The sequence below is a fragment of the Candidatus Pelagibacter sp. PS_06 genome (assembly GCF_059418045.1).
In genome coordinates, this window is the sequence record NZ_CM182078.1 from 883,577 (window position 1) to 906,354 (window position 22,778).

General features: G+C 27.3%; 22 protein-coding genes. 9 read left to right on the forward strand and 13 right to left on the reverse strand.

Annotated elements, in window-relative coordinates; all coding sequences use genetic code 11:
- The first annotated feature begins 76 nt into the window (after positions 1–76).
- The gene (locus tag AC5SLZ_RS04545; protein WP_028036705.1) at positions 77–721 is read left to right on the forward strand and encodes an alpha/beta hydrolase; all 645 of its coding nucleotides are present in this window, start codon (positions 77–79) and stop codon (positions 719–721) included.
- Here the strand turns inward: AC5SLZ_RS04545 and AC5SLZ_RS04550 are convergent.
- Positions 718–1,866, reverse strand: coding sequence for an anhydro-N-acetylmuramic acid kinase (locus AC5SLZ_RS04550; RefSeq protein ID WP_494615122.1), 1,149 nt, complete (start codon positions 1,864–1,866; stop codon positions 718–720). The two genes, AC5SLZ_RS04545 and AC5SLZ_RS04550, sit on opposite strands and share 4 nt — an antisense overlap.
- A 47-nt stretch (positions 1,867–1,913) precedes the next feature.
- On the opposite strand from AC5SLZ_RS04550, the gene tyrS reads away from it, so the two are divergent.
- Positions 1,914–3,143, forward strand: a complete 1,230-nt coding sequence (gene tyrS / locus AC5SLZ_RS04555; protein WP_494615123.1) for a tyrosine--tRNA ligase — start codon at positions 1,914–1,916, stop codon at positions 3,141–3,143.
- Here tyrS and AC5SLZ_RS04560 read toward each other — a convergent pair.
- The 3 genes from AC5SLZ_RS04560 to AC5SLZ_RS04570 all read right to left on the reverse strand — a co-directional run bounded on the left by AC5SLZ_RS04560 (position 3,140) and on the right by AC5SLZ_RS04570 (position 8,991).
- A complete protein-coding gene (locus AC5SLZ_RS04560) occupies positions 3,140–5,563 on the reverse strand; it encodes a hypothetical protein (protein ID WP_494615124.1) in 2,424 nt (807 codons plus the stop codon). The genes tyrS and AC5SLZ_RS04560 overlap by 4 nt on opposite strands.
- On the reverse strand, positions 5,560–6,591 hold the full coding sequence (gene prfB / locus AC5SLZ_RS04565) for a peptide chain release factor 2 (RefSeq protein WP_080658533.1): 1,032 nt from the start codon (positions 6,589–6,591) through the stop codon (positions 5,560–5,562). The genes AC5SLZ_RS04560 and prfB overlap by 4 nt, the downstream gene beginning before the upstream one ends.
- Before the next feature lie 63 nt (positions 6,592–6,654).
- On the reverse strand, positions 6,655–8,991 hold the full coding sequence (locus tag AC5SLZ_RS04570) for a penicillin-binding protein 1A (protein WP_494615125.1): 2,337 nt from the start codon (positions 8,989–8,991) through the stop codon (positions 6,655–6,657).
- Positions 8,992–9,095: 104 nt separating this feature from the next.
- Here AC5SLZ_RS04570 and AC5SLZ_RS04575 point away from each other — a divergent pair, with 104 nt between their 5' ends.
- Positions 9,096–10,922: an Rne/Rng family ribonuclease gene (locus AC5SLZ_RS04575; RefSeq protein ID WP_494615127.1), complete on the forward strand. Its 1,827-nt coding sequence runs from the start codon at positions 9,096–9,098 to the stop codon at positions 10,920–10,922.
- Here the strand turns inward: AC5SLZ_RS04575 and AC5SLZ_RS04580 are convergent.
- Both AC5SLZ_RS04580 and thiS read right to left on the reverse strand, forming a co-directional pair.
- On the reverse strand, positions 10,915–11,691 hold the full coding sequence (locus AC5SLZ_RS04580; protein WP_028036698.1) for a thiazole synthase: 777 nt from the start codon (positions 11,689–11,691) through the stop codon (positions 10,915–10,917). The two genes, AC5SLZ_RS04575 and AC5SLZ_RS04580, sit on opposite strands and share 8 nt — an antisense overlap.
- Complete coding sequence (gene thiS, locus AC5SLZ_RS04585) at positions 11,692–11,910, reverse strand: sulfur carrier protein ThiS (RefSeq protein ID WP_028036697.1); 219 nt, start codon at positions 11,908–11,910, stop codon at positions 11,692–11,694.
- Between the two features lie 16 nt (positions 11,911–11,926).
- Here thiS and aroQ point away from each other — a divergent pair, with 16 nt between their 5' ends.
- The 3 genes from aroQ to accC are packed head-to-tail and all read left to right on the forward strand — an operon-like array spanning position 11,927 to position 14,139.
- Positions 11,927–12,376 (forward strand): type II 3-dehydroquinate dehydratase, encoded by a 450-nt coding sequence (gene aroQ / locus AC5SLZ_RS04590; protein ID WP_494615128.1) that lies wholly within the window; start codon positions 11,927–11,929, stop codon positions 12,374–12,376.
- Positions 12,363–12,797 carry an acetyl-CoA carboxylase biotin carboxyl carrier protein gene (locus AC5SLZ_RS04595; RefSeq protein ID WP_494615129.1) on the forward strand — a complete coding sequence of 145 codons (435 nt, stop codon included), beginning with the start codon at positions 12,363–12,365 and terminating at the stop codon, positions 12,795–12,797. Before aroQ ends, AC5SLZ_RS04595 begins: the two co-directional genes overlap by 14 nt.
- Positions 12,798–12,801: 4 nt before the next feature.
- Complete coding sequence (gene accC, locus AC5SLZ_RS04600; protein WP_494615130.1) at positions 12,802–14,139, forward strand: acetyl-CoA carboxylase biotin carboxylase subunit; 1,338 nt, start codon at positions 12,802–12,804, stop codon at positions 14,137–14,139.
- On the opposite strand, the gene AC5SLZ_RS04605 is transcribed toward accC, so the two are convergent.
- Together AC5SLZ_RS04605 and AC5SLZ_RS04610 are read right to left on the reverse strand one after the other, a co-directional pair.
- Complete coding sequence (locus tag AC5SLZ_RS04605; RefSeq protein WP_028036693.1) at positions 14,136–14,543, reverse strand: DUF2155 domain-containing protein; 408 nt, start codon at positions 14,541–14,543, stop codon at positions 14,136–14,138. The genes accC and AC5SLZ_RS04605 overlap by 4 nt on opposite strands.
- Entirely contained in the window at positions 14,506–14,865 is a 360-nt protein-coding gene (locus tag AC5SLZ_RS04610; protein ID WP_494615132.1) for an NADH-ubiquinone oxidoreductase subunit NDUFA12 family protein, read from the reverse strand. The genes AC5SLZ_RS04605 and AC5SLZ_RS04610 overlap by 38 nt, the downstream gene beginning before the upstream one ends.
- Before the next feature lie 113 nt (positions 14,866–14,978).
- Between AC5SLZ_RS04610 and AC5SLZ_RS04615 the strand changes: the two genes are divergently transcribed.
- A complete protein-coding gene (locus AC5SLZ_RS04615; RefSeq protein WP_494615133.1) occupies positions 14,979–15,803 on the forward strand; it encodes a TSCPD domain-containing protein in 825 nt (274 codons plus the stop codon).
- Between the two features lie 2 nt (positions 15,804–15,805).
- On the opposite strand, the gene aspS is transcribed toward AC5SLZ_RS04615, so the two are convergent.
- From aspS to AC5SLZ_RS04630, 3 genes are read right to left on the reverse strand one after another with little or no spacing between them, the layout of a single operon-like run.
- Positions 15,806–17,590 carry an aspartate--tRNA ligase gene (aspS, locus tag AC5SLZ_RS04620; RefSeq protein WP_494615134.1) on the reverse strand — a complete coding sequence of 595 codons (1,785 nt, stop codon included), beginning with the start codon at positions 17,588–17,590 and terminating at the stop codon, positions 15,806–15,808.
- Positions 17,591–18,253 carry an HdaA/DnaA family protein gene (locus tag AC5SLZ_RS04625; RefSeq protein WP_028036689.1) on the reverse strand — a complete coding sequence of 221 codons (663 nt, stop codon included), beginning with the start codon at positions 18,251–18,253 and terminating at the stop codon, positions 17,591–17,593.
- Entirely contained in the window at positions 18,250–19,326 is a 1,077-nt protein-coding gene (locus tag AC5SLZ_RS04630; protein WP_494615136.1) for a hypothetical protein, read from the reverse strand. The genes AC5SLZ_RS04625 and AC5SLZ_RS04630 overlap by 4 nt, the downstream gene beginning before the upstream one ends.
- Before the next feature lie 11 nt (positions 19,327–19,337).
- On the opposite strand from AC5SLZ_RS04630, the gene purM reads away from it, so the two are divergent.
- Both purM and purN read left to right on the forward strand, forming a co-directional pair.
- Positions 19,338–20,369: a phosphoribosylformylglycinamidine cyclo-ligase gene (gene purM, locus AC5SLZ_RS04635; protein WP_494615137.1), complete on the forward strand. Its 1,032-nt coding sequence runs from the start codon at positions 19,338–19,340 to the stop codon at positions 20,367–20,369.
- Positions 20,347–20,925 carry a phosphoribosylglycinamide formyltransferase gene (gene purN, locus AC5SLZ_RS04640; RefSeq protein ID WP_494615138.1) on the forward strand — a complete coding sequence of 193 codons (579 nt, stop codon included), beginning with the start codon at positions 20,347–20,349 and terminating at the stop codon, positions 20,923–20,925. Before purM ends, purN begins: the two co-directional genes overlap by 23 nt.
- Here the strand turns inward: purN and ndk are convergent.
- Both ndk and AC5SLZ_RS04650 read right to left on the reverse strand, forming a co-directional pair.
- Positions 20,915–21,325 (reverse strand): nucleoside-diphosphate kinase, encoded by a 411-nt coding sequence (gene ndk / locus AC5SLZ_RS04645; protein ID WP_028036685.1) that lies wholly within the window; start codon positions 21,323–21,325, stop codon positions 20,915–20,917. The genes purN and ndk overlap by 11 nt on opposite strands.
- The gene (locus tag AC5SLZ_RS04650; protein WP_494615140.1) at positions 21,318–22,775 is read right to left on the reverse strand and encodes a leucyl aminopeptidase; all 1,458 of its coding nucleotides are present in this window, start codon (positions 22,773–22,775) and stop codon (positions 21,318–21,320) included. Before AC5SLZ_RS04650 ends, ndk begins: the two co-directional genes overlap by 8 nt.
- Between the last annotated feature and the right edge of the window lie 3 nt (positions 22,776–22,778).

Sequence of the window (22,778 nt, forward strand, 5' to 3'; positions counted from 1 at the left end):
AACATATTGTCGCTCACTTATGATAAACGTAGTTTTTTTTTGAGAATAATAATCAATATCGCATATGGATAACAAAATTTTAGAAATATTTATTCCAGGTCCTGCTGGAAGACTTGAAGCAAAATATTACAAAAGTAAAAAAAATACATCACCGATTGCACTAGTGCTACAACCACACCCTCAATATGGTGGGACAATGAATAATAAAGTTGTTGTAGATACTTTTCACACATTTATGGATAATGATTTTTCAGTGTGTAGAGTAAATTTTAGAGGCGTTGGTAAAAGTGATGGTGAGTTTGATAATGGACAAGGTGAACTAGCTGATGCGGCAGCTGCATTAGATTGGCTTGAAAGAGAAAACTTTGATAACTCACAATGCTGGGTATCTGGATTTTCTTTTGGATCACTAATAGCTATGCAACTATTAATGAGAAGGCCAGAGATTAATAGATTTATAGCAATTTCTCCTCAACCTAATGTTTATGATTTTTCTTTTTTATCTCCATGCCCTTCATCTGGTTTAATGATTTACGGAAAAAAAGATGAGCTGGTACCATCAGAATATATCACTGAACTGGATAAAAGATTAAGTGCTCAAAAAGGTATAAAAGTTGAATTTCAATCTGTGCCTGAAGCTAATCATTTTTTTTCAAAAACTGAGGAAACTTTAATTAAAAATCTTGATAAATATATAAAAAAAGAGACTGCTCTTTATTAAAAATTTTTTACTAACTTACCCCCAATTGTCGGCACCTTACAACCTGTAGTCCTTGGAAATGATATTGGTAATTTTAGAAATGATCTAATCGAAAGATAACCAAATGCTTGGGATTCAATAAAATCTCCATTTAAACTATAATCATCAATTGAATTTAAACTTATATTTTTTTTATGTAATAAATAATCTTTAATAGATTGAATTAGAAAGGTATTTTTTCTACCACCTCCGCAAACTAAATATTTTATTGGTTTAATATTACTTCCATTAGCATGCTCAACTCCTTTTGCTATAAGGTAAGCAGTAAAATTAGTGATTGTAGCACAACCATCTTCTAATGATAGCCCTCTTGAAAATGAAATATCAAAATCTTTAACGTCTAAAGATTTATCAAAGCTATCTATTTTAAAATTATCAATTACTTGATTCAGTAATAGTTGATTAATTTTACCACTTTTTGCAATTGAACCATTCTCATCAAAATTATTTTTTGAATTTTTTCTTACCCATTCGTCAATCATACAATTCCCTGGACCTGAATCAAAAGCTTCTAAATTCTCTTCCAATTTTTCATCTTTTTTAATTATTTTGGTAATATTTGAAATTCCTCCAATATTGAGAAAGCAAATAGGAAAATCTATTTGGTGTTTTTCATTTATTCTTCTAGATAATAAGTTATGAAAAATAGGTGTTAATGGAGCGCCTTGGCCTTTATTTGCTAAATCTTCTTGTCTAAAATCATAAATAACTTTTTTTTTAACTAATTGAGACATTAACCTTCCATCTCCTAATTGTTTTGTAATTTTTTGTTCTGGATTATGAAAAATTGTTTGTCCATGAAAACCAACAAAATCGATCTCATCTTCATATTTAAAGGACAAATTGCTGACGATTTTGCTATGAAATACAGTAATTTCTCTCTCAAGCTTGTTTAGTCTTGATGAGTACTTTTTCAAATCATTTATATTTGCAATTAAATTTCTTAATTCAATTAATTCTTGTTGTAAACTTTCATTATACTCAAAATATTCATCTAAAATATTGGTAAATTGATTAAATCCATCTGATCTGATCAATGATACATCTACTCCGTCCATTGAGGTTCCACTCATTAATCCTATAGCTGTATATAATTTATTTTTCATTGATATTCTTTTTAATAAAAATTTGTATATTGTGTAACTATAAACTTATGAATAAATTTTTAAAAGAATTTAAAGATAGAGGTTTTTTCTATCAATGCACAAATGAAGAAGAATTGTCCAGTTTAATGGACAAGGAAAGAATTAAAGCATACATCGGATTTGATTGCACTGCAGAAAGCTTACATGTTGGTAGCTTGTTACAAATCATGTGTCTTAGATTATTACAAAAAAATGGTCATAGACCTATAGTGTTACTAGGTGGAGGTACTACTAGAATTGGCGACCCTTCGGGAAAAGATAAAACAAGAAAAATATTGAGTGAAGAAGAAATTGAAAAAAATATTAAAAATATAAAAAATATACTTCAAAAATTTTTAGATAACGATAACTTAGAAACCAAACCTATATTTGTAAATAACTATACATGGCTTAAAAATTTAAATTACATCTCTTTTCTTAGGGATATAGGTAAGCATTTTACAATTAATAAAATGTTAACTTTTGACAGTGTAAAACTAAGACTAGATAGAGAGCAATCTTTGAGCTACATGGAATTTAACTACATGATCTTGCAAGCTTATGATTTTTTAGAGCTTAGCAAAAAAGAAAATTGTGTTTTACAAATTGGTGGCTCAGATCAGTGGGGGAATATTGTCAATGGTGTGGAGCTTATTAAAAGATATTCAAATAAGCAAAGTTATGGGCTAACCACCCCCTTAATTACCCTGGCTACAGGAGCAAAAATGGGTAAATCTGAAAATGGAGCAATATGGTTGGATAAGAAATTTCTATCTGCTTATGACTATTGGCAATTTTGGAGAAACACAGATGATAGAGATGTTGTAAAATTTTTGAAAAATTTTACAGATATGGAAATAGAAGATATTAAAAAAGTTGAAAATAATAATATCAATGATTTAAAAATACTTTTAGCTAATGAAACAACCTCTATGCTTCATGGTGAAGATGCTGCAAAAAATTCAGAACAAGCTGCTAAAGAGGCCTTTTCAGGTAATACTCTTGGTTCGAACTTACCTTCTATAAAAATTAATTCAAAAAAAATTGGTGAAAAATTAGATATAATTGATCTAGTTGTTCTCTCTAAATTAGAAAAATCTAAAAGTGAAATAAGAAGATTGATTAAAGGTAAAGCTATAAAAATTAATGATAAAGTTATATCTGATGAGAAGCTAATTATTACAAACGATTTATTTAGTGAGGACTACCTTAAGCTGTCTATTGGAAAAAAAAGACATTTAAAAATTGAATTAGATTAGTTTTTTTTAATCTTTTCTAGCGTTCTAGTGATAAATCTTGGTGTTAATGTTTTTATTGGATTTACAGTTGTTTCAAGTTTTTTTGGAGGCCCCTTCACTTTAAAACTTACTCCAAAAACACCTTCACCAGCTTTCTTTCCAATAAGTAAATCTCCAATTATTGGAATTGAAGCAATGGATCTATTAATTGTAGTTGCGGGAACTAATGTGCCCCTTAAACTAATTAAATTGTTTTCTTCGATATAACCTTCAATTAAGATAGATATAGCTGGCCCAAGCGCATATAATTCTTCAATAATCATAAGCTTATCTTTATTTGTGAAATTCATTTCAAAATCTGTAAATCTAATACCCTCCCCAGTTAGTAAATCTGCTATCCCCTGTAAAGAAGCAAGAGCCAGCAACTTTGCTAATACTGGAATTTCTTTGACTTTAAAATTATCTATTTTTAATTTTGAATTTGAAATGCCATCTTTTTTTGAAGAATAAAAATCTAAATAACCTTCATTATTGTCTTCGAAACCTTTTATAAATTTATATCTTTTTACAAGCGGTTTAGCTCTTGAGGAAGATAAAGTTGTAATTTTTTCTCCTTCTTTAGTGTTTATTGTAAATTTTAAATTTTCATCATTTGTAAATTGTGCTGATATATTGGTATAATCTACTTTGTTATCTATAATTTGAATTCTACCATTTAAATTTTTAACAGAGTTATCATTATCAAGATAAACATTAGATAAATTTAGTTTTATGTTAATATCTTCTTTAAAAATATCTAGTTGTTGATCATTTTTACTTTCTAACAAGTTTGTTATGATGGTATCGGCATTTAATAATGATCCTTTTAGTTCATAATTATTGTTTTTAATTCTACTAAGTGCAAATTTATTTTTCATGTTTTCATTGTCAAAATAATCTAAGTCAATTTTATCTACTTTTGCTAATTTGTTATCTTTATCTATTATTAAATTACCAACTATCAAACTGTTACTTTTAGATAAAAGAGTAATCTTTTTAAAATCAAACCCAAATTTTTTATTATAATTTCCATTAATTTTTAATTGAGAATCAAAATTTTTATTTTTTTTATAATTAATAAGATCTATCTTTATTGGTGTATCATTAATTTCCAAATCAGTTTTAAAATTATATTTTTTATCTTTTTTTGAAAAAAAATATTTTATTTTATTTAATTCTTTCTCTAATCTGATTTTCCCTGAGCCTTCAAATGTCAGAACATTATTTTGATAATTTAATTTAATCTTGTGGTCTTTAAGATTTAAGATATCCTGAGTTTGAGGTAAATATTCTTTAATTAAATTTTGATTTTTAATATCTAGCTCACTTAATTCTAAATTTGATGATAGATTTAAATCAGAAACATTATTTATTAACTTATAATCAATAAGTTCAAATTTATTTTGAAGTTTAATTTGGCCTTTTCCTTCAATAGATAATTTTTTATCAGCATAAGATGCTTTTATCTTATGATCTTTTAAGTCAATTAGCTCCTTAATCTCAATGAAGTTCTCACTTATTAAATTATTTTTTTTAAACTGAGAGCTATTAATTAAGATACTTGAATTTATTGCAAAATTCTTAACTTTAAGCTTGTTATTAATATTAAATGAAAAATCATTTTCAGACTCAAAGTTTGCATTTATTAGATCAAATTCAGGATATCTTAATTTGATTGTTTGAAGTAGTTGATTATTTATAGAGGAATTTTTATTTCCTATGGTACCCTCAAATAAATAATCTTTTTTATCTTTTTTTATATTCAGTCTCTTAGATAAAAAATTAATGTTATTTGTATCAAAACTTATATCTCTAAAATTAAAATTATTATTTGTAATATTGAAAAGAAAATTTATTTTTTCTATTTTGTTTTTTTTTAAAACACTAATTTCTCCTTCTTTTAGTAAACCATTAACCTTATAATCTTCCTTAAGTTTACCAAACTCATCTAAATTAAATTTTAAATCTGCTATTAAATATCCTTTCTTTATAAATTGTTCTAAAAAAAATAATTCATGTCTGTTATTTATGGCTCTTGTAAATGATACAAAATTTTTAAATAAAATTGGTTTAGTTGATATTTCTATTTCTGAGGTAACTAATTGACTTTTAATTAATGAATTCAGTGATATTTGAGTTTTAATATATTCAAGCTCAATTGACTTGCCCTTAAAAGTTATTTTGGCATCTATTGTTTTTGCATTAATCCTAAAATTTAATAGATCCAAGGTAAGTCTAATTTTTTTTAAACTTGTATCGAATTTATTATTTTTTTGTTTAACAATATCTTTGATTTGCTTGTTAAATTTCTCTGTCTCAATACCAACTGTACTTAAATAAATTATTAATAAAATAAAAGGTATTAATAATATAGATGTAGATTTTAAAATTTTTTTACTCATTTAATTTGATACAAAGATTTTTCTAAAAATTCATCTAAATCTCCGTCTAAAACTTTATCTGGGCTTGTACTTTCAAAATTTGTTCTGTTATCCTTAACAAGTCTGTATGGTTGTAAAACATATGATCTAATTTGGTGACCCCATCCAATCTCTGATTTAGAATTTTCTGTATTTTGATTTTTTTGTTCTTTTTTCTTAATTTCATAATCATACAATCTTGCTTTTAACATGTTCATACACGTTTCTTTATTTTTGTGTTGGGATCTCTCATTTTGACATTGGACAACAATTTTAGATGGTAAGTGTGTAATCCTAACAGCACTATCGGTCGTATTTACATGCTGGCCTCCTGCTCCACTAGATCGATAAGTATCAATTCTTAAATCTTTTTCAATAATTTCAATATTAATATTCTCATCAACAACTGGATACACCCATACACTTGCAAAACTTGTATGTCGTCTTGCCCCTGAATCAAATGGAGATATTCTTACCAATCTATGAATCCCAGACTCTTTTTTAAGCCATCCAAATACATAATCACCTTCAACTTTAATTGATGATGATTTTATCCCTGCTTCATCTCCTTTGTGCTCACTAATTAAATTTGATTTAAAATTTTTTTGATCTGACCATTTTAAGTACATTCTTCTTAACATTTCTGCCCAATCTTGACTTTCTGTTCCACCCGCCCCTGCGTGTATTTCTATATAACAATCAAGAGAGTCTGCTTCATTTGATAAAAAACATTTAACTTCATTCTTTTTTACTAGAGTTCTAAGCTCTTTAATATTTAGTAACACCTCTTTTTGAATAGGCTCATTTTTTTCCTCTAAGGCCAACTCACTTAGATCATTTAAATCTGATAGATTATCTATTGATAGCTTGTAAGTGTTTAATAGATCCTCAAATAATTTTTTTTCTTTAATTACTTTTTTAGAATTGTCTTTATCTTGCCAAAAATTGGCTTCTAACATTTTATTGTTTAATGCTTCAAGCTTTGAATGAATATTATTTTTTTCAAAGATACTCCTTAACTCTTGAGTTAATTTTTTCTATTTCTTTTTTATAATTTTGGTATTTATCGTCCATTAATAAAATTTTAATATATTATTAGCATCTAATCTATCATTATTTGAGTATAAAACTTTTCCATCAACCACATTCTGTTTCTTATAAACTTCAATAATAGTATTTTTAGAATTAAATTTTGCTTTTTGGCCAGTATTTGGATCCACAACCATCATTACTGTTCCTTCTGCTGCTTTAAATGGTCTTGCATCTGATTTATTAACTGTTTTTTTTATAAATTCTTTAAAAATTGGTAAAGCCGTTTTTGAGCCTGTTTCATATCTTCCAAGTGGCGATGGATTATCTAAACCAACATAAACTCCAATTAAAAGATTAGATGTATATCCAACAAACCATGTGTCTGTATTTTTATTAGTTGTCCCAGTTTTTCCAGCAATATTTAATTTAAGATCTTTTAATTTTTTAGCTGTACCTCTTTGAACAACTCCTTCAAGGATTGACGTCATTTGATATGATGTTTGAGAAGAAAAAATTTTTTTATAATTATCTCTTATAATTGGATAATCTTTACCTAGATAAGATATTTCATCACAATTAATACATTTTCTTTTATCATTATTAAAAATAGTTTTTCCTTCACTGTCTTGAATTCTATCAATTAAAATTGGATCGACTAATTTGCCTCCATTAACAAAAACTGAGTACGCTGATGTAAGTTTTAATAGTGTTGTTTCTGCAGATCCTAGTGAAATAGACAGAAGTTCCTCAGGATTATCATATATACCAAGATCTTTTGAAAAATTTATAATCTTTTTGAGACCTAAGTCTTGAGCTATTCTGACTGTCATCAAATTTCTTGATTTTTCCAATCCTATTCTCAATGTTGATGGTCCATAAAACTTTTTTCCATAATTTTCTGGTTTCCACATTTTAAGATCTTCTCCTTGATCCAAAACAATTGGCGCATCTAAAATTAGTGATGTTGGAGTATAATTATTTTCAAGAGCTAAAGCATACACAAATGGTTTAAAAGCTGAACCGGGTTGTCTCAATGCTTGTGTTGCTCTATTAAATTCACTTTTTTTAAAACTGAAGCCACCACTTAAAGCCAACACTCGGCCTGTATAAGGATCCATAACAACAATTCCACCATTAACTTTTGGAAGTTGTTTTAAACTATATTTTTTATCAACAATTTTTTTTACATAAACTATATCGCCTACTTTTAATAATTGATTAAAATCTTTTTTTGTCCAAGAAATATCTTTAAATTCTATTTTTCCATTTAATTTATTTTCCGTTTCAATATTAGCTGAAAATTTATTTAATTTCTTAACAATTGCTAATTCCCAATTAATTGAGTCTTCTAAATTAAATTTATCAATATCTTTATTCCAATTTTTTGAATATTTTTTGTTTGTAAGAGCTCCTCGCCAACCTTTTCTCTTATCATAAGATGATAATCCATTCCTAAGTGAGTCGGTTGCTATCTTTTGAAACTCTAAATTAATTGGAGTATTAATGTTAAATCCTTGCTTATAAACTTTATCATAAGTTAAAGTATCAATTACATTTTTTCGAACATCTTCAATATAATATTGAGCATCTTCTAAAAAAACCTTTTTTGTTTTATTCAGTACAATTTTTTTTTCTTTAAGGTAATTATATTCCCTTAAATCTATATATTTGTTTTCAAACAGATTTTTTAAAACCAAGTCTCTTCTAAATTTCGACAACTTAATATCTCGATAAGGATTATATCTACTTGGTGCTTTTGGTAAAGCTGCCAATAACGCGGCCTCCCCATAATCTAAATCTTGAATAGATTTGTCAAAATATTCTAAACTCGCTGCAGCTACACCGTATGCGCCACTTCCAAGATAAATTTGATTTAAATATAATTCTAGGATTCTCTGTTTAGATAAAGCTCTTTCAATTCTAAATGCTAAAATAGCCTCTTTTATTTTTCTGTTGAGACTTACCTCGTTAGTTAATAAAAAATTCTTAGCTACTTGTTGTGTGATTGTTGAAGCGCCCTCCAGTCTTTTTGATGAGATTATGTTTGAAATATTGTTTATCACAGCCCTTAAAACTCCTTTTGCATCAACACCTGGATGAGAAAAGAAATTTTTATCTTCTGCAGATAGGAATGAATAAATTACATTTTTTGGAATTGAGTTAAATGGAACAAATATCCTTTTTTCTTTTGAAAAATCTGCAACTAGCTCCCCATCACCTGAATATACCTTACTTGATACTGGCGGCTTATAATTTTTAAGAAATCTATAATCAGGAATATTGTTTGAATAAAACCATAAAATTCCAAATATCAAAATACTCATTAAAAATAGAAAAGATAACAATATAAACAGGGTATTTTTAATAATTTTATTCATTTTATTTCCATTATATCTTGGAATTTGTTAAAGATAAGGCATTAGAATTAAACAAAATTTTATTAACACTTAAAATATTAAATGAATCAATTAATCAAATTATTATGGAAAAAAATTTATATATCGATGCATCGCATCCTAATGAAACTAGAGTTGTTCTTAAATCAGATGACAATATTGAAGACTACGAATACGAAGGTTTAAAGAATAATTTAATTAAAAATAATATATATCTAGGTAGAGTCAGTAGAATAGAACCATCTCTTCAAGCAGCATTTATTGATTTTGGACGAGAGAGGCATGGATTTCTATCTTTTAATGATATTCAGTCTGATTATTATCAAATACCAAAAGCAGATTTAGATAGAATTAAAGAGGAAGAGGAAAAAGCTAGAGAAGAACTCTCAAAAGAGATTGAGGCAAAAGAAGACGAAAATATTGCTGAGGGAAAACTTGAAATAGATGACCCTATTAATATTGATAAAGATCCAGCTGAAGAAAATGAAAATACTTCCGAAGAAAAAGTTAATCTAATTGAAGAAAAAGAAAAAAAGAAAGAAATTAAGTTTAAATTTAAAAGATACAAAATACAGGAAGTTATAAAACCAAATCAAGTTATCTTAGTGCAAGTCATCAAAGATGAGCGAGGACAAAAAGGTGCAGCACTTAGTACATTTATTTCAATTGCAGGAAAATATATTGTCTTGATGCCTAATACTCCAAAAGGAGGCGGGATATCTCGTAAAATATTTAATCCAGCTGATAGAAAAAAAATAAGAACTATTTTGAATGAAATTGAGATCCCTAAAGAAATGGGCTTGATTGTAAGAACTGCTGGAAGCAATAAAACCAAAAATGAAATTAATAATGATTTAGAAACTCTTATCAAAACATGGAGTCAAATTAAAGATACAGCTATCAATTCTATAGCACCATCATTAATTCATCAAGAAAGTGAAATTATAAAAAGAACTTTAAGAGACATGTTTGATGATACCACTCAAAATATAATAGTTGAGGGTAACGAAGGATATAAAAAAGCACAAACTTTTATGAAAATGATCATGCCGTCAAGTGTTAAGAAGGTAAAAAAATATAGAGGAAAAGTTCCTTTATTTATTGAAGAAAAAATTGAGCAAAAATTAAACCAAATATTTGACTCTGAGATAAAACTAAAATCAGGAGGATATTTAGTAATAAATCCCACTGAGGCACTTGTTTCAATTGATATAAACTCAGGTAGCTCAATTAAAGGTAAAAATGTTGAAAGCACTGCGTTAGATACAAATATTGAGGCAGCTGAAGAAATTGCAAGACAAATAAAAATTAGAGACTTATCTGGTCTAATTATAATCGACTTTATTGATATGCTCAGTTATGGAAATAGAAGATTGGTTGAAAGAAAACTTAAAGAAAAATGCAGAACTGATAGGGCTAGAATTCAAATTGGAAGAATAAGTAACTTTGGACTTCTAGAAATGTCTAGACAAAGACTAAGAGAAAGTGCAATAAAATGGAGGGTAACTCTTACAGATGAGTCATTTGCTCAAAAATTACTCAAAACAGTCGAGTTAAATGCAATTATTCACAAAGCTAAATTTGTTGAGCTAAAAGTTTGTGAGAAAATCTCTGATTTTTTAAAAGAAAATTTTGTTGATGATTTAACTTATTTTGAAAAGAAAAATAAAATGACAATAGATATTGTTAGCGATCCTACACTTATTATCCCAGAGTATATTATAGATGTTCAAAATAAATCAAAAAAAACAATTGAACTAATCGAACATTTTGAAAAATTAAAAAATTTAGAAATACAAATTAGAGAAGATAAGATTATTGACAAGAAAGAGGCTAAAAAATTTCATAAAAAACCCTTTAAAAAGAAACCTTACTTTAAAAAGAAGTTTGTAAAAAAAACAACAACTATTTAATAATTCCTATTTTTGGGGAAGACGCATTTCCATACAAATATTTATTAATACGTCCTGCTAAAAAGGATTGTCTACCGGCAATTACAGCATTTTTAAACGCAAGAGCCATATCAAATGGTTTTTTTGCTTTAGCAATTGCAGTGTTAACTAAAACACCATCACAACCTAACTCCATTGCAATTGTGGCATCTGATGCTTGGCCTAAGCCTGCATCAATAATTAAAGGTAATTTAGTTTGTTTTCTAATAATTTGAATATTTGTTTTATTCTGAATTCCCAAACCAGAACCAATAGGAGCAGCTAACGGCATTATTGCATCTGCACCTGAGTTTTCTAATCGTTTTGCCATTAATGGATCATCATTACAATAAACCATAACTTTAAAACCCTCTTTAGCTAAAACCTCTGTTGACTTTAGAGTCTCAATCATATCAGGAAATAAATTTTGTTTATCACCTAAAACTTCTAATTTAACCAATTTCCATCCACCCATTTCCCTCGCTAATCGAAGTGTTCTTAATGCCTCTTCTGAAGTAAAGCATCCTGCTGTATTTGGTAAATAAGTAATTTTTTTTGGATCAATATAATCCATAAGAAGTGGTTTTTTTTTATCAGTTATATTTACTCTTCTTACAGCAACGGTCACAATTTCTGCTCCTGAGAGTTTAATTGCTTTTGCACACTCGAGCATATTTTTATATTTACCAGTGCCTACAATTAATCGAGAATTAAATTTTTTATTTGCTATAATTATTTTATCATTTTTCATTTAACCCCCTCCAATAAAATGAACGATCTCAATTTTATCATCTTTTTTTAGAATAATCTTACTAATTTTTTTTTTATCTACTATCTCTTGATTGTGTTCAATTGCTACTTTTTTTAAAGGAATTTTAAGATCTTTTACCAAATCTGAAATCTTATAATTTTCTGTAATATTCTTAAATTTACCATTCACTTTAATTTCTATTTTTTTTATTTTTTTCATCGTATATAAGAGTTAAATGAACAATAAAATTATTATTATCAATGGTCCAAATCTTAATCTATTAGGTGAGAGAGAACAATCACAATATGGCTCAACAACTTTTGATCAGTTAAAAGAAAATTGTTTAAAGGAGTCAATTAAAATTGGTATTGAATTAGAATTTTCACAATCAAATATTGAAGGAGAGCTAGTTAATTTAATTCAGGATGCGAGAAAAAAATATGATGGAATGATAATAAATGCTGCAGGTTTTACTCATACGTCAGTTGCGATCAGGGACGCTCTCGATTTATTTAAAAAACCAATAATTGAATTACATATATCAAATATATATAAAAGAGAGGAGTTTAGGCATAAATCTCTAATAAGTGATATAGCAACAGGGGGAATTTTTGGATTAGGAGTTGAAGGTTATATTTTGGCCATAATTTCAATAGAAAAGATTTTAAAAAATGAAAATAGATAAAAGCATCATTAAAGAATTAAGTGACTATTTAGATGAGTTTAATCTCACAGAAATAGAAATTACTGAAAAAGATACTAAAATTAAAGTTTCTAAAAACAATGTGTCTATCGGCAATCAGCCAGTTTCAACCTCGGCAAATATTAGCGCAGGTAATGAAAATATTTCTGAAAAACTAAATTTAAAATCTGGTACTGAAATTACTTCTCCAATAATTGGAACTGCTTATCATGCTCCAGAACCAGGGGCGAAAAAATTTGTTGAAATAGGTAAAAAAATTAAAAAAGGTGATACAATTATGATTGTTGAAGCTATGAAAACAATGAATCATGTGCCATCAACAGCAGATGGTGTTGTAAAAGAAATCTGTGTTGAAGACGGTCACCCTGTCGAGTTTGGTCAAACTATTATTATCCTTGAATAAATAAATGTTTAAAAAAATCTTAATTGCAAACCGTGGGGAAATTGCAGTTAGAATTATTAGAGCTTGTAAAGAATGGGGAATTCCAACTGTAGCTGTTCATTCTGATGTTGATAGAGAGAGTATGCATGTAAGAATGGCAGATGAAAGTGTTTGTATAGGATCTCACCAACCTGCAAATAGTTACTTAAATATTCCTAATTTAATGTCAGCAATAGAACTTACTAATGCTGACGCTGTACATCCTGGTTATGGATTTTTATCTGAAAATGCCAGTTTTGCAAAAATTCTTGAAGAAAATAAAATTAGTTTTATTGGTGCATCATCAAAACATATAGAAATGATGGGTGATAAAATTCAAGCAAAGAGAATTGCTAAAGAGAATGGCTTACCAGTAATCGAAGGTTCTGAGAGTGGTGTCACCGATATTGCTCAAGCTAAAGAGCTATGTAAAAAAATTGGATTTCCTGTCTTAATTAAAGCATCAGGTGGTGGTGGTGGAAAAGGTATGAAAATTGTTCATAAAGAAGAGGAGTTTGAAACCTTGTTTTCTACTGCAAAATCAGAAGCAAAAAAATACTTTGGTAATGACGAAGTTTATATTGAGAAGTTTTTTCAAAATCCAAGGCATATTGAAGTTCAAATCTTGGCAGGTAAAAATAATGTTGTTCACCTTCATGAAAGAGATTGCTCTGTTCAAAGAAGACATCAAAAATTAATAGAAGAAACACCCAGCCCAGTTCTTAATGATGAAATAAGAAAAGATTTATTTGAAAGAACAGTTAATATGGTTACAAAAATTGGCTACCTAGGAGCTGGAACCGTAGAATTTATTTATGAAGATGGAAAATTTTATTTTCTTGAAATGAATACACGGGTACAAGTAGAGCATCCAGTAACCGAAATGGTAACTGGTATTGATATTATTAAGGAACAAATTTGGATCGCTTTTTCTGGAGAAACAGCACTAAAACAAAGCGATATAAACCCAAGAGGTCATGCGATCGAGTGCAGAATAAACGCCGAAGATGCAAGTAAAAACTTTCAACCATCTCCAGGAACTATAGGTATGTGTCATCAACCATCTGGTTTCAGGACAAGAGTCGATGGAGCTATTTTTCAAGGATATAAGGTTACCCCATATTATGACAGTATGGTTTGTAAATTAATTTGTCATGGAAGAAATAGAACTGAAGCAATTCAAAGAATGAATAGATCGCTAGATGAATTTGTTATAGAAGGAATTACTACAACCATTCCACTACATAAAAAGCTTCTAAGTCATAAAAAATTTATTAACTCTGATTTCAATGTTAGTTGGTTAGATAAAGATACTATAGTCTAGTAGCATTTAATAAGCCAAACATCATATACCGGATGATCGAATGGAGTAATTGATGGGCTTGACGAAAACATCCATCCATTAAATACAAAGACCTCATTATTATTTTCATCAGTTAGGTCTTTGACTTGTATATAGGCTGTAATTTCAGGATCATCGTCAAATTCTGAATTTTTGCATTTTAAAATTTTTATAGAGAGATCTTTAAAATTAATTAACTCCCCATTTTTTAATTTTAATAGAGTATTTTTTGAGCTTATTTTATCTAAAATTTTTATGTCTGTGAAAGAGCCTTCTGTAGCATCTTTTGCAAATGATAGATTTGTTAAAAAAAAATAAATTAAATAAATTATAAGATAAAAATTAAATTTATTGTTTCCAGCTAGAATATTTCTTTTTGATTCCATCTTTATCTTTATTTGGATAATAAGCTTCTTCTGTGCCGGTTAAGTTTGATTGATGAGGCTTTTGCCAATCATATTTTTCAAGTTCATGGGTTTTTTCTATTTTATTAGGAGTGAAATGCATCCATGAATACCACTCAACTGGTATCTTGGAAGCATCAATAGTACTTGCATAAATGACCCATCTCTTTCCGTTTTTACTTTCATAATATTTATTACCAAGTTCATCACTACCAACTAATTTTCCAAAAAAAATTGTTTTTAATCTAGTCCCTAAAGTATCTTGATTCCACCAAGTGAAAATTTTTTTTAAAAGTGTCAACATAAAATTTTTTATCAATTCAATTAAAAATTGTATAATTTAAATTAGACTAAAATATGAATTTGTATATAAATTAATTAATTCAATATTCAAATTAAAATTTAAATTGGAGTTAAATGGCAAAATATTTAGTTGAGACTTACTACACATGTACATTTAAAGTTAATCATTACTTAGATGATATAAATGAAACAGAACTAAAAAATCTTGAAAAAAGAGACGATGGAAAGTTTGAGGTCCTAGATGTTAAACTTGATAATCGTAAAACAAAAAGTCTTGATCCAAATAATAATAAAGTTATTGAAAGCAAAAAAGTTGAAGTTGTAGCTGAGGTCAACCAAAATAATTCTGTAAACAAAGAAAATATCATTTCAAACTTCAATAAATCCTCTGAAAGAGGTGGTAAAAGATTTGGAATGCCAGATAGAAGAAAAGGTTATATTCAAAAAGCTACTATTGGAGACCATAAAGTTTACTTACATACTGGAGAATACGAAGATGGCAAAATAGGTGAAATCTTTATTGATACCAGTAAAGAAGGAGAATTAGTGAAAGCACTCATGAACAATTTTGCTATCGCTGTCTCTTTGGGACTGCAATATGGTGTACCTTTAGATGAATTCATTAGTGCATTTGTTGGTACAAAATTTGAACCGTCTGGAAAAGTACATGGTAACGACAGAATACTCAGTGCAAGTTCAATACTGGACTATATTTTTAGAGAACTAGCAATATCTTATCAAAATAGAGAGGATTTAGCACATACACCTTCTATTGGTGGCAATGAAACTGCTACAAATGAGGAGAGTCAATCTGAAGATCAAAACCAGTTATTAAAAATTGTAAAAGATATAACAAGCAAAGGTTTTGTAAGAAATAATTATAAAAAAAATTTAGTAGATCTTTCAGATGTTAAAATAAATTTAAAAGGTAAAAAATAGATTTATTTTTTATTTTTTATACTAATACTAAGTTCTTTTAATTGTGTTTCACTTACATCGGATGGAGCTTTCATCATTAAATCTTGTGCATTTTGATTCATTGGAAACATAGTCACTTCTCTTATATTTTTTTCATTTGCTAACAACATTACTATCCTATCAATTCCAGGGGCAATTCCTCCATGAGGTGGTGCTCCATAGCTTAATGCATTAATCATTCCACTAAATTTTTCATCTACTTGTTTTTTATCATAGCCCGCAATTGAAAAAAGTTTATACATAAGTTCTGGCTTATGATTTCTTATTGCTCCTGATGAAAGCTCAATACCATTGCAAACAATATCATATTGATAAGCCAATATATCTAAGGGTTTTTCAAAATTTTCTTCGGTTAAATTTCCTTGTGGCATTGAAAATGGATTATGACTAAACTCAATTTTGTTAGTAGTTTCGTCTTTCTCAAACATTGGATAATCAACGATCCAACAAAATGCAAAAATATCATCATCAATCAAATCAAGATCTTTAGCTATTTTATCTCTTGCAAGTGAAGTAATTTTTTCTAAATCATTTTGTTTTCCACAGGCCATAAAAATACTATCTCCAACTTCCGAATTAGTTTGTTTCATGATTTTCTCTAAAGCCTCTTTAGAAAAAAACTTTCCAATGGGTCCTTTTGCTGAGAGCTGACCCTCTTTTTCAAAAGTAAAATATGCTAAACCTGAAGCACCTTGTTCTTTGGCCCATTTATCAATATTATCAAAAAAGCTTCTGGGTTTATCTTTTGTATTTTTAGTTGAAATACATCTGACTTTTGAACCAGATTTTACAAGTTTTTTAAAAATCTCAAATGAAACATCTTCTCTTGTAAATATTTCCGTAATATCATTTATAAGTAATGGATTTCTTAAATCAGGTTTATCACTTCCATAATTTAACATTGCATCAGCATATGAAATTTTTGGAAATTTATCATTCATTAGTTTTTTATTTGAGAATTTTTTAAAAGTATTAACCATTAAATTTTCAACAACTTTAAAAACATCTTCTTGTTCTACAAATGACATCTCTAAATCAAGTTGATAGAACTCTCCTGGACTCCTGTCAGCCCTAGCATCTTCATCTCTAAAACAAGGCGCAATTTGAAAATATTTATCAAAACCAGAAACCATTATTAATTGTTTAAATTGCTGGGGAGCTTGTGGTAATGCATAAAATTTTCCAGGATTAAGTCTACTTGGTACTAAAAAATCTCTTGCACCTTCTGGGCTTGATGATGTTAAGATTGGGGTTTGAAATTCTAAAAAGCCAAGTTTTGTTATTTCATTCCTAATATAAGAAATTACTTTTGATCTTAAGATTATATTTTCATGAATCTTTTTTCTTCTTAAATCTAAAAATCTATATTTTAATCTTATTTCTTCAGCATATTCTTGATCACTAAAAACTGGCATTGGTAATTCTTTGCAAGTTCCTAATATTTCAAATTCGTTTATAACAACTTCAATTTCACCCGTTTCAATATCTTTATTTATCGTGTCATTAGAACGATTAACTACTTTTCCATTTATTTTTATAACTGTTTCAAGTTGAGTTTTTTCAATATTTAAAAAATTTTTATTCTCTTTATCAATAATACACTGAGTAATTCCATAATTATCTCTTAGGTCTATAAATAAGAGATTGCCATGATCTCTTTTTTTATTAATCCATCCAGATATTATGATATCTTTATTTAAATCATCTTTTCTTAGCTCATTGCAATTATGTGTTCTATATTTACTCAATTATTCTCCTAAGACTTCTTTTATAATTTTAAAATCGATTGGTTTTTTTCGTTTTAAACTAATTTTGTCGATTTTATATATGAAATCAAAAATTTTGCCATACGATCTATCAATTCTTTTGATAATATAATCAACTAATTTCTTATCTATAGATATTTGGCGATCTGATAAATTTTTTAATATCAGGGCAAACATGAGATCATCCTCGGGTTTTTCAATATTGCATAATAAAAAATTTTTAGACCTTGAATTTAAATCGTTTAACTTAAAGGAATAATCAACAATGGAGTTTTTTGAAGTTAAAATTAGATATTTATTATCCTGGTCAACAATATTCAATAAAGTAAATAACAAATTTTCATCAATTTTATCATTAAAATTTTCAATGATTATATTTTCAAAGACCTTTATCTTTTTTAGAAATTCATTATCGATTTCTTTGGCTTCAATCTTAATTCCTTTAAACTTAGATAAAAAAATATTTACTAAATGAGTTTTACCTGAGAATCTTTCTCCAATTAAATTTACAAAGTTTTTTTCCCACTTGGGCCAGCTATTTAATAGTTTGAATGCAAATTCATTACTTTTTGAAACATAAAAATCTTGGTCTTTAAAATTTTGATCATATTTAAAATCTAATATTAGTTGATTTAAATTATTCATTTAAGGGCCCATATCTGATCTTGAATATCAAATTTATAGTTTTTATTTTTCATAATTTTTAGGAAATGGTCTGGTGATCCATTGTATATAATTTTATAAAAAACATTTTTATTATTTAATTTATGAATATAAAAATCATACACTAAATTCATATTACTTAATAACTCCTCAAATTTCTTAATTTCTATGTTTTTGTTATCTACAGAAATCGTTAAAAATATTTTTACCGATGTGTTAATTTCATTTTTACTCTTCCAATAATTTTCAAAAATAGTTTTTAAGCTTTTAACTAATTTATCTGCTTCTTGATTGTTATCTATATTAAGATTTTCAAAAGTTTTATTTTTGATATCTTCTTTTTGATTAAAATTTATTTTATTTAAAACTTTAACTGCATTATTTTCTTTGAAGATGATTGATATAATATATTCTTCAAGATTATATTTCTTAATAATTTCATTAAAGTTATAACTTTCTAGATATTTTGAATTTTTTTTTAATAGATTAAAATCATCTAAATCTTCAGTGGGCAAAATATATCTCAATAAATGATACTTTTGACTGTTTAAATTCCAATTATTAAAAATATAGTTTTCTGAAAAAATTGAAATTTCATCTTTATTGTTATCTACGACAATTGGCAAAAAAAAGATATTTTTTTTGCCAGGAAGAGATGGAAAAATATTTTTTTTCTCCATCAAATTTAATACTTTTTTTTTGTTAAAAGATACATTTAAGGATAAATAATATATCTCATCAATAAATTTTTCCTCTTTAATAGAAAAGGTTTCAATCATGCCTTTTATCAAACCAAGAGATACCTTATTAAGTTTTTTTTGATCTTTAGTTTGAACAATAGATAAAACTAACCTTTCAAATGCTTTTAAGAAACCTTCATCAATTATGTTATTTTTATCAAAATTTATCTCAAAAGGAGTGGATATCTCTATATCGTTGATTGAAAAAGTCTTTGCTTGAATATTTTCTGTGGAAAAAAAAATATTTAGCAAAGCAAGAAAGCAAAAATGAATATATAATCTTTTAAAATTTAAAATTTTAATATTTAATCTCATAAAACATACTAATGAATAATAAATTAATAACCTATAAAAAAAGTGGAGTTAACATAAACGCTGCTGATCAATTTGTTAATTTCATTTCATCTGTTTCATCAAAAAAAAGAGGCAAAAAAAAGTTTTCAAATATTGGTGGTTTTGGATCCATATCAAGTATACCAAATCAAATAAAACAACCTAAAATTGTTGCATGCACTGATGGTGTTGGCACAAAAGTGGAAATTGCTAATACTCTTAACAAGTATGACACTATTGGAATAGATTTAGTTGCAATGAGTGTCAATGATTTAATTGTTCAGGGTGCTAAGCCTCTATTATTTTTGGATTATATATCAATAAATAAAATTGATTTAAAAAAATTAAAGTCAATCATCAAAGGTATCTTGAAAGGTTGTGAATTATCTAAATGTGAATTAGTTGGCGGAGAAACAGCTGAAATGCCTGGTACATATGAAAAAGGTAAATTCGATATTGCTGGTTTTGCTGTTGGCATTGTTGGTAAAAATAAAATCTTAAGTAAAGATAAAATCAAAAATAATGATTTGATCTTAGCTATTCCTTCAAGTGGTCTTCATTCAAATGGATATTCTCTAGTACGTTACCTTCTTAAACAAAAAAAAATAGATATTAAAAAAAATAACTTTTTAAAAAAAGAGTTAATTAGACCAACTAAAATTTATGTAAATGAAGTTTTAAAATTAATAGACAAAGATTTAATTAATGGATGTGCAAACATTACTGGGGGTGGTTTAGCTGATAATATTAGAAGAGTTATTCCAGATAATTTAACAGCTGAAATAAATTTAGAGCAAATAAAAACATCTAAAATTTTTAAATGGCTCCATAAAAAAGGTATATCCGATAAAGAAATGCTTAAAACTTTCAATTGCGGTGTTGGTTTTTGTTTAATTATTAACCCAAAAAAATTTAATAAAATTAAAAAATATTTTACGCATAATTTTAAACCATATGTAATAGGAAAAATTTCCAAAAATTTTAAAGAAAAAGTAAAACTAAATGGCTCTGTTAACTGGATCTAATAAGATAAATACAGCAGTTTTTATATCTGGAACAGGTAGTAATTTAAAATCTCTTATCAAATTTTCAAAACTAAAAAAATCACCCATAACTATTGGGATAATTATTTCTAACAACCCTAAATCAAAAGGTTTAAAATATGCAAAAATTAATAAAATTAAAAAAAAAGTGTTTAATCTTAACAGCACTTTATTTGAGAAAAAAGCTATCAATGAACTAAAAAAAAATAATATAAATTTAATTTGTCTTGCTGGTTTTATGAAAATTTTATCAAAAAGTTTTATCAAAAATTTTAATGGAAAAATTCTAAATATTCACCCTTCTCTTCTTCCAAAATATAAAGGATTAAATACTCACGTAAAGGCAATCAAAAACAAAGATAAATATTCAGGATGTACAGTTCACCTTGTAAATTCTAAACTTGATTCTGGTAGAATTATTAATCAAAAGAAAGTTAGAATTAACAAGTTAGATACTCCTGAAACCTTAGCTAAAAAGATTTTAGCCCAAGAGCATAAACTATATCCAGCAGCTATTATGAAGTTGCTTAATCTTTAAAGAAAAAATCTATTTCGATTTTTGCATTTTCAACACTATCTGATCCATGTACAGAGTTTTTATCAATAGAAATTCCATATTTTTTTCTTATAGTGCCTTCTTCCGCATCATTTGGGTTGGTAGCACCCATTAACTCTCTATTGCCTAATACTGCGTTTTCTTTTTCAAGAACCATAACTACAATTGGTCCTGAGGACAGATAAGCACAAAGATCATTATAAAATGGTTTTGTTTCATGAACCTTATAAAATTTTTCAGCCTCTGATTTTTCAATTTGAATCTTTTTTTCTTTTAAAATTGAAAATCCTTTATTTTTAAACATTTCTTTTATTTCATTATCTAAATTTCTTTCAACTGCATCTGGCTTAATAATTGATAATGTTTGTTCTGTATTACTCATAGTCATCCTCTATTAGTTTGTTTAATAATCTTACGCCATAACCTGTTGCACCACCTGAATTAAGTGCTCCTCCATATTTTGAAAAAGCCATACCCGCTATATCTAGGTGTGCCCAAGGTGTTTTGTTTAATACGAATCTTTGTAAAAATTGTGCAGCAGTAGTTGAGCCTGCACCACCAACATAATTAATATTTTGCATATCAGCATTTTTACAGTCTATCAATTTATCAAAGTTTTTGTGCAGTGGCATTCTCCATAATTTTTCATCAACTTTATTTCCAGCATTTAATAATTGATTAGATAATTTATCGTCATTAGAAAAAAGACCAGCGTATTCAGATCCAAGAGAAACTATAATTGCACCAGTAAGAGTTGCTAAATCAACCATAAATCTTGGCTTGAATTTTTTTTCTGTGAAAGTAAGAGCATCAGCTAAAACTAATCTACCCTCTGCATCTGTGTTTAATATTTCAATTGTTTTACCACTATATGATTTAACAATATCGCCAGGTCTTTGAGCATTTCCCCCTGGCATGTTTTCTACAAGACCTACAACACCAACAGCATTAATCTTTGCTTTTTTTACTGCTAAGTTTTTCATCAAACCAACTACTGTGGCAGATCCTGCCATATCATACGTCATATCTTCCATAAACTTTGCAGGTTTTAGTGAAATACCACCCGTATCAAAACAAACACCTTTTCCAACAAAAGCTAAAGGTTTAGAATTATTTTTTGCTCCATTCCATTCCATTGTGACGAGATATGATCCTCTAATACTACCTTGCCCAACTCCAAGCAAAGCATTCATTCCAAGTTTTTTTAGTTTTTTTTCATCATATATATTAATTTTTAATCCAAATTTTTTAAGTGAATTAATTCTTTTTGCATATTCATCAGGATGTAAAATATTACCTGGCTCAGAAACAAGATCTCTTGCAAAAAAGATTCCTTCTTCTAATGCTTTAAATCTTAATTGATCTTGTGAAGATATCTTATTTTTACTTCCAATTAGATTTATTGAGGCAAATTTTTTATCTTTTTTTGATTTATATATATTAAATTCATAAGATTTTAATTTTATTCCATGCAAAAAATATCCTACAAAATTTTTAATATTACTATTGATGGTATCTGAATTTACAAAATAATCATTTTTCTTATCATATTTTATATAACCATGAAATTTAGCGCCTAAATTTTCTATATCAGAAGTATTAATGTCTTTCTTAATTGATATTAAAAATATTGTTTTTTTTGAGTTAACTTCAAAAACAAGTAAATTTTTTTTTAAATCACTATTTTTTAAAAGGTCTGAGATGTATGATAATTCAGAATTTGAGATATGTTTTTTTAATCCGCTAATATTGAATTTTTCATCCACAAATAAGACAAGATTTGATGAAATTTTTTTTGAATTACTACTTTTATAATTAATTTGAACAGTCATAAA

What these genes read in the sequence shown, in the direction of transcription:
- AC5SLZ_RS04570 (WP_494615125.1), bottom strand. Translation starts at nt 8,991, where the DNA reads ATGAATAAAATTATTAAAAATACCCTGTTTATATTGTTATCTTTTCTA.
- AC5SLZ_RS04550 (WP_494615122.1), bottom strand. Translation starts at nt 1,866, where the DNA reads ATGAAAAATAAATTATATACAGCTATAGGATTAATGAGTGGAACCTCA.
- aroQ (WP_494615128.1), top strand. Translation starts at nt 11,927, where the DNA reads ATGAACAATAAAATTATTATTATCAATGGTCCAAATCTTAATCTATTA.
- AC5SLZ_RS04650 (WP_494615140.1), bottom strand. Translation starts at nt 22,775, where the DNA reads ATGACTGTTCAAATTAATTATAAAAGTAGTAATTCAAAAAAAATTTCA.
- AC5SLZ_RS04560 (WP_494615124.1), bottom strand. Translation starts at nt 5,563, where the DNA reads ATGAGTAAAAAAATTTTAAAATCTACATCTATATTATTAATACCTTTT.
- AC5SLZ_RS04625 (WP_028036689.1), bottom strand. Translation starts at nt 18,253, where the DNA reads ATGAATAATTTAAATCAACTAATATTAGATTTTAAATATGATCAAAAT.
- AC5SLZ_RS04630 (WP_494615136.1), bottom strand. Translation starts at nt 19,326, where the DNA reads ATGAGATTAAATATTAAAATTTTAAATTTTAAAAGATTATATATTCAT.
- accC (WP_494615130.1), top strand. Translation starts at nt 12,802, where the DNA reads ATGTTTAAAAAAATCTTAATTGCAAACCGTGGGGAAATTGCAGTTAGA.
- purN (WP_494615138.1), top strand. Translation starts at nt 20,347, where the DNA reads ATGGCTCTGTTAACTGGATCTAATAAGATAAATACAGCAGTTTTTATA.
- purM (WP_494615137.1), top strand. Translation starts at nt 19,338, where the DNA reads ATGAATAATAAATTAATAACCTATAAAAAAAGTGGAGTTAACATAAAC.
- thiS (WP_028036697.1), bottom strand. Translation starts at nt 11,910, where the DNA reads ATGAAAAAAATAAAAAAAATAGAAATTAAAGTGAATGGTAAATTTAAG.
- AC5SLZ_RS04580 (WP_028036698.1), bottom strand. Translation starts at nt 11,691, where the DNA reads ATGAAAAATGATAAAATAATTATAGCAAATAAAAAATTTAATTCTCGA.
- AC5SLZ_RS04610 (WP_494615132.1), bottom strand. Translation starts at nt 14,865, where the DNA reads ATGTTGACACTTTTAAAAAAAATTTTCACTTGGTGGAATCAAGATACT.
- AC5SLZ_RS04575 (WP_494615127.1), top strand. Translation starts at nt 9,096, where the DNA reads ATGGAAAAAAATTTATATATCGATGCATCGCATCCTAATGAAACTAGA.
- AC5SLZ_RS04615 (WP_494615133.1), top strand. Translation starts at nt 14,979, where the DNA reads ATGGCAAAATATTTAGTTGAGACTTACTACACATGTACATTTAAAGTT.
- ndk (WP_028036685.1), bottom strand. Translation starts at nt 21,325, where the DNA reads ATGAGTAATACAGAACAAACATTATCAATTATTAAGCCAGATGCAGTT.
- AC5SLZ_RS04595 (WP_494615129.1), top strand. Translation starts at nt 12,363, where the DNA reads ATGAAAATAGATAAAAGCATCATTAAAGAATTAAGTGACTATTTAGAT.
- AC5SLZ_RS04605 (WP_028036693.1), bottom strand. Translation starts at nt 14,543, where the DNA reads ATGGAATCAAAAAGAAATATTCTAGCTGGAAACAATAAATTTAATTTT.
- tyrS (WP_494615123.1), top strand. Translation starts at nt 1,914, where the DNA reads ATGAATAAATTTTTAAAAGAATTTAAAGATAGAGGTTTTTTCTATCAA.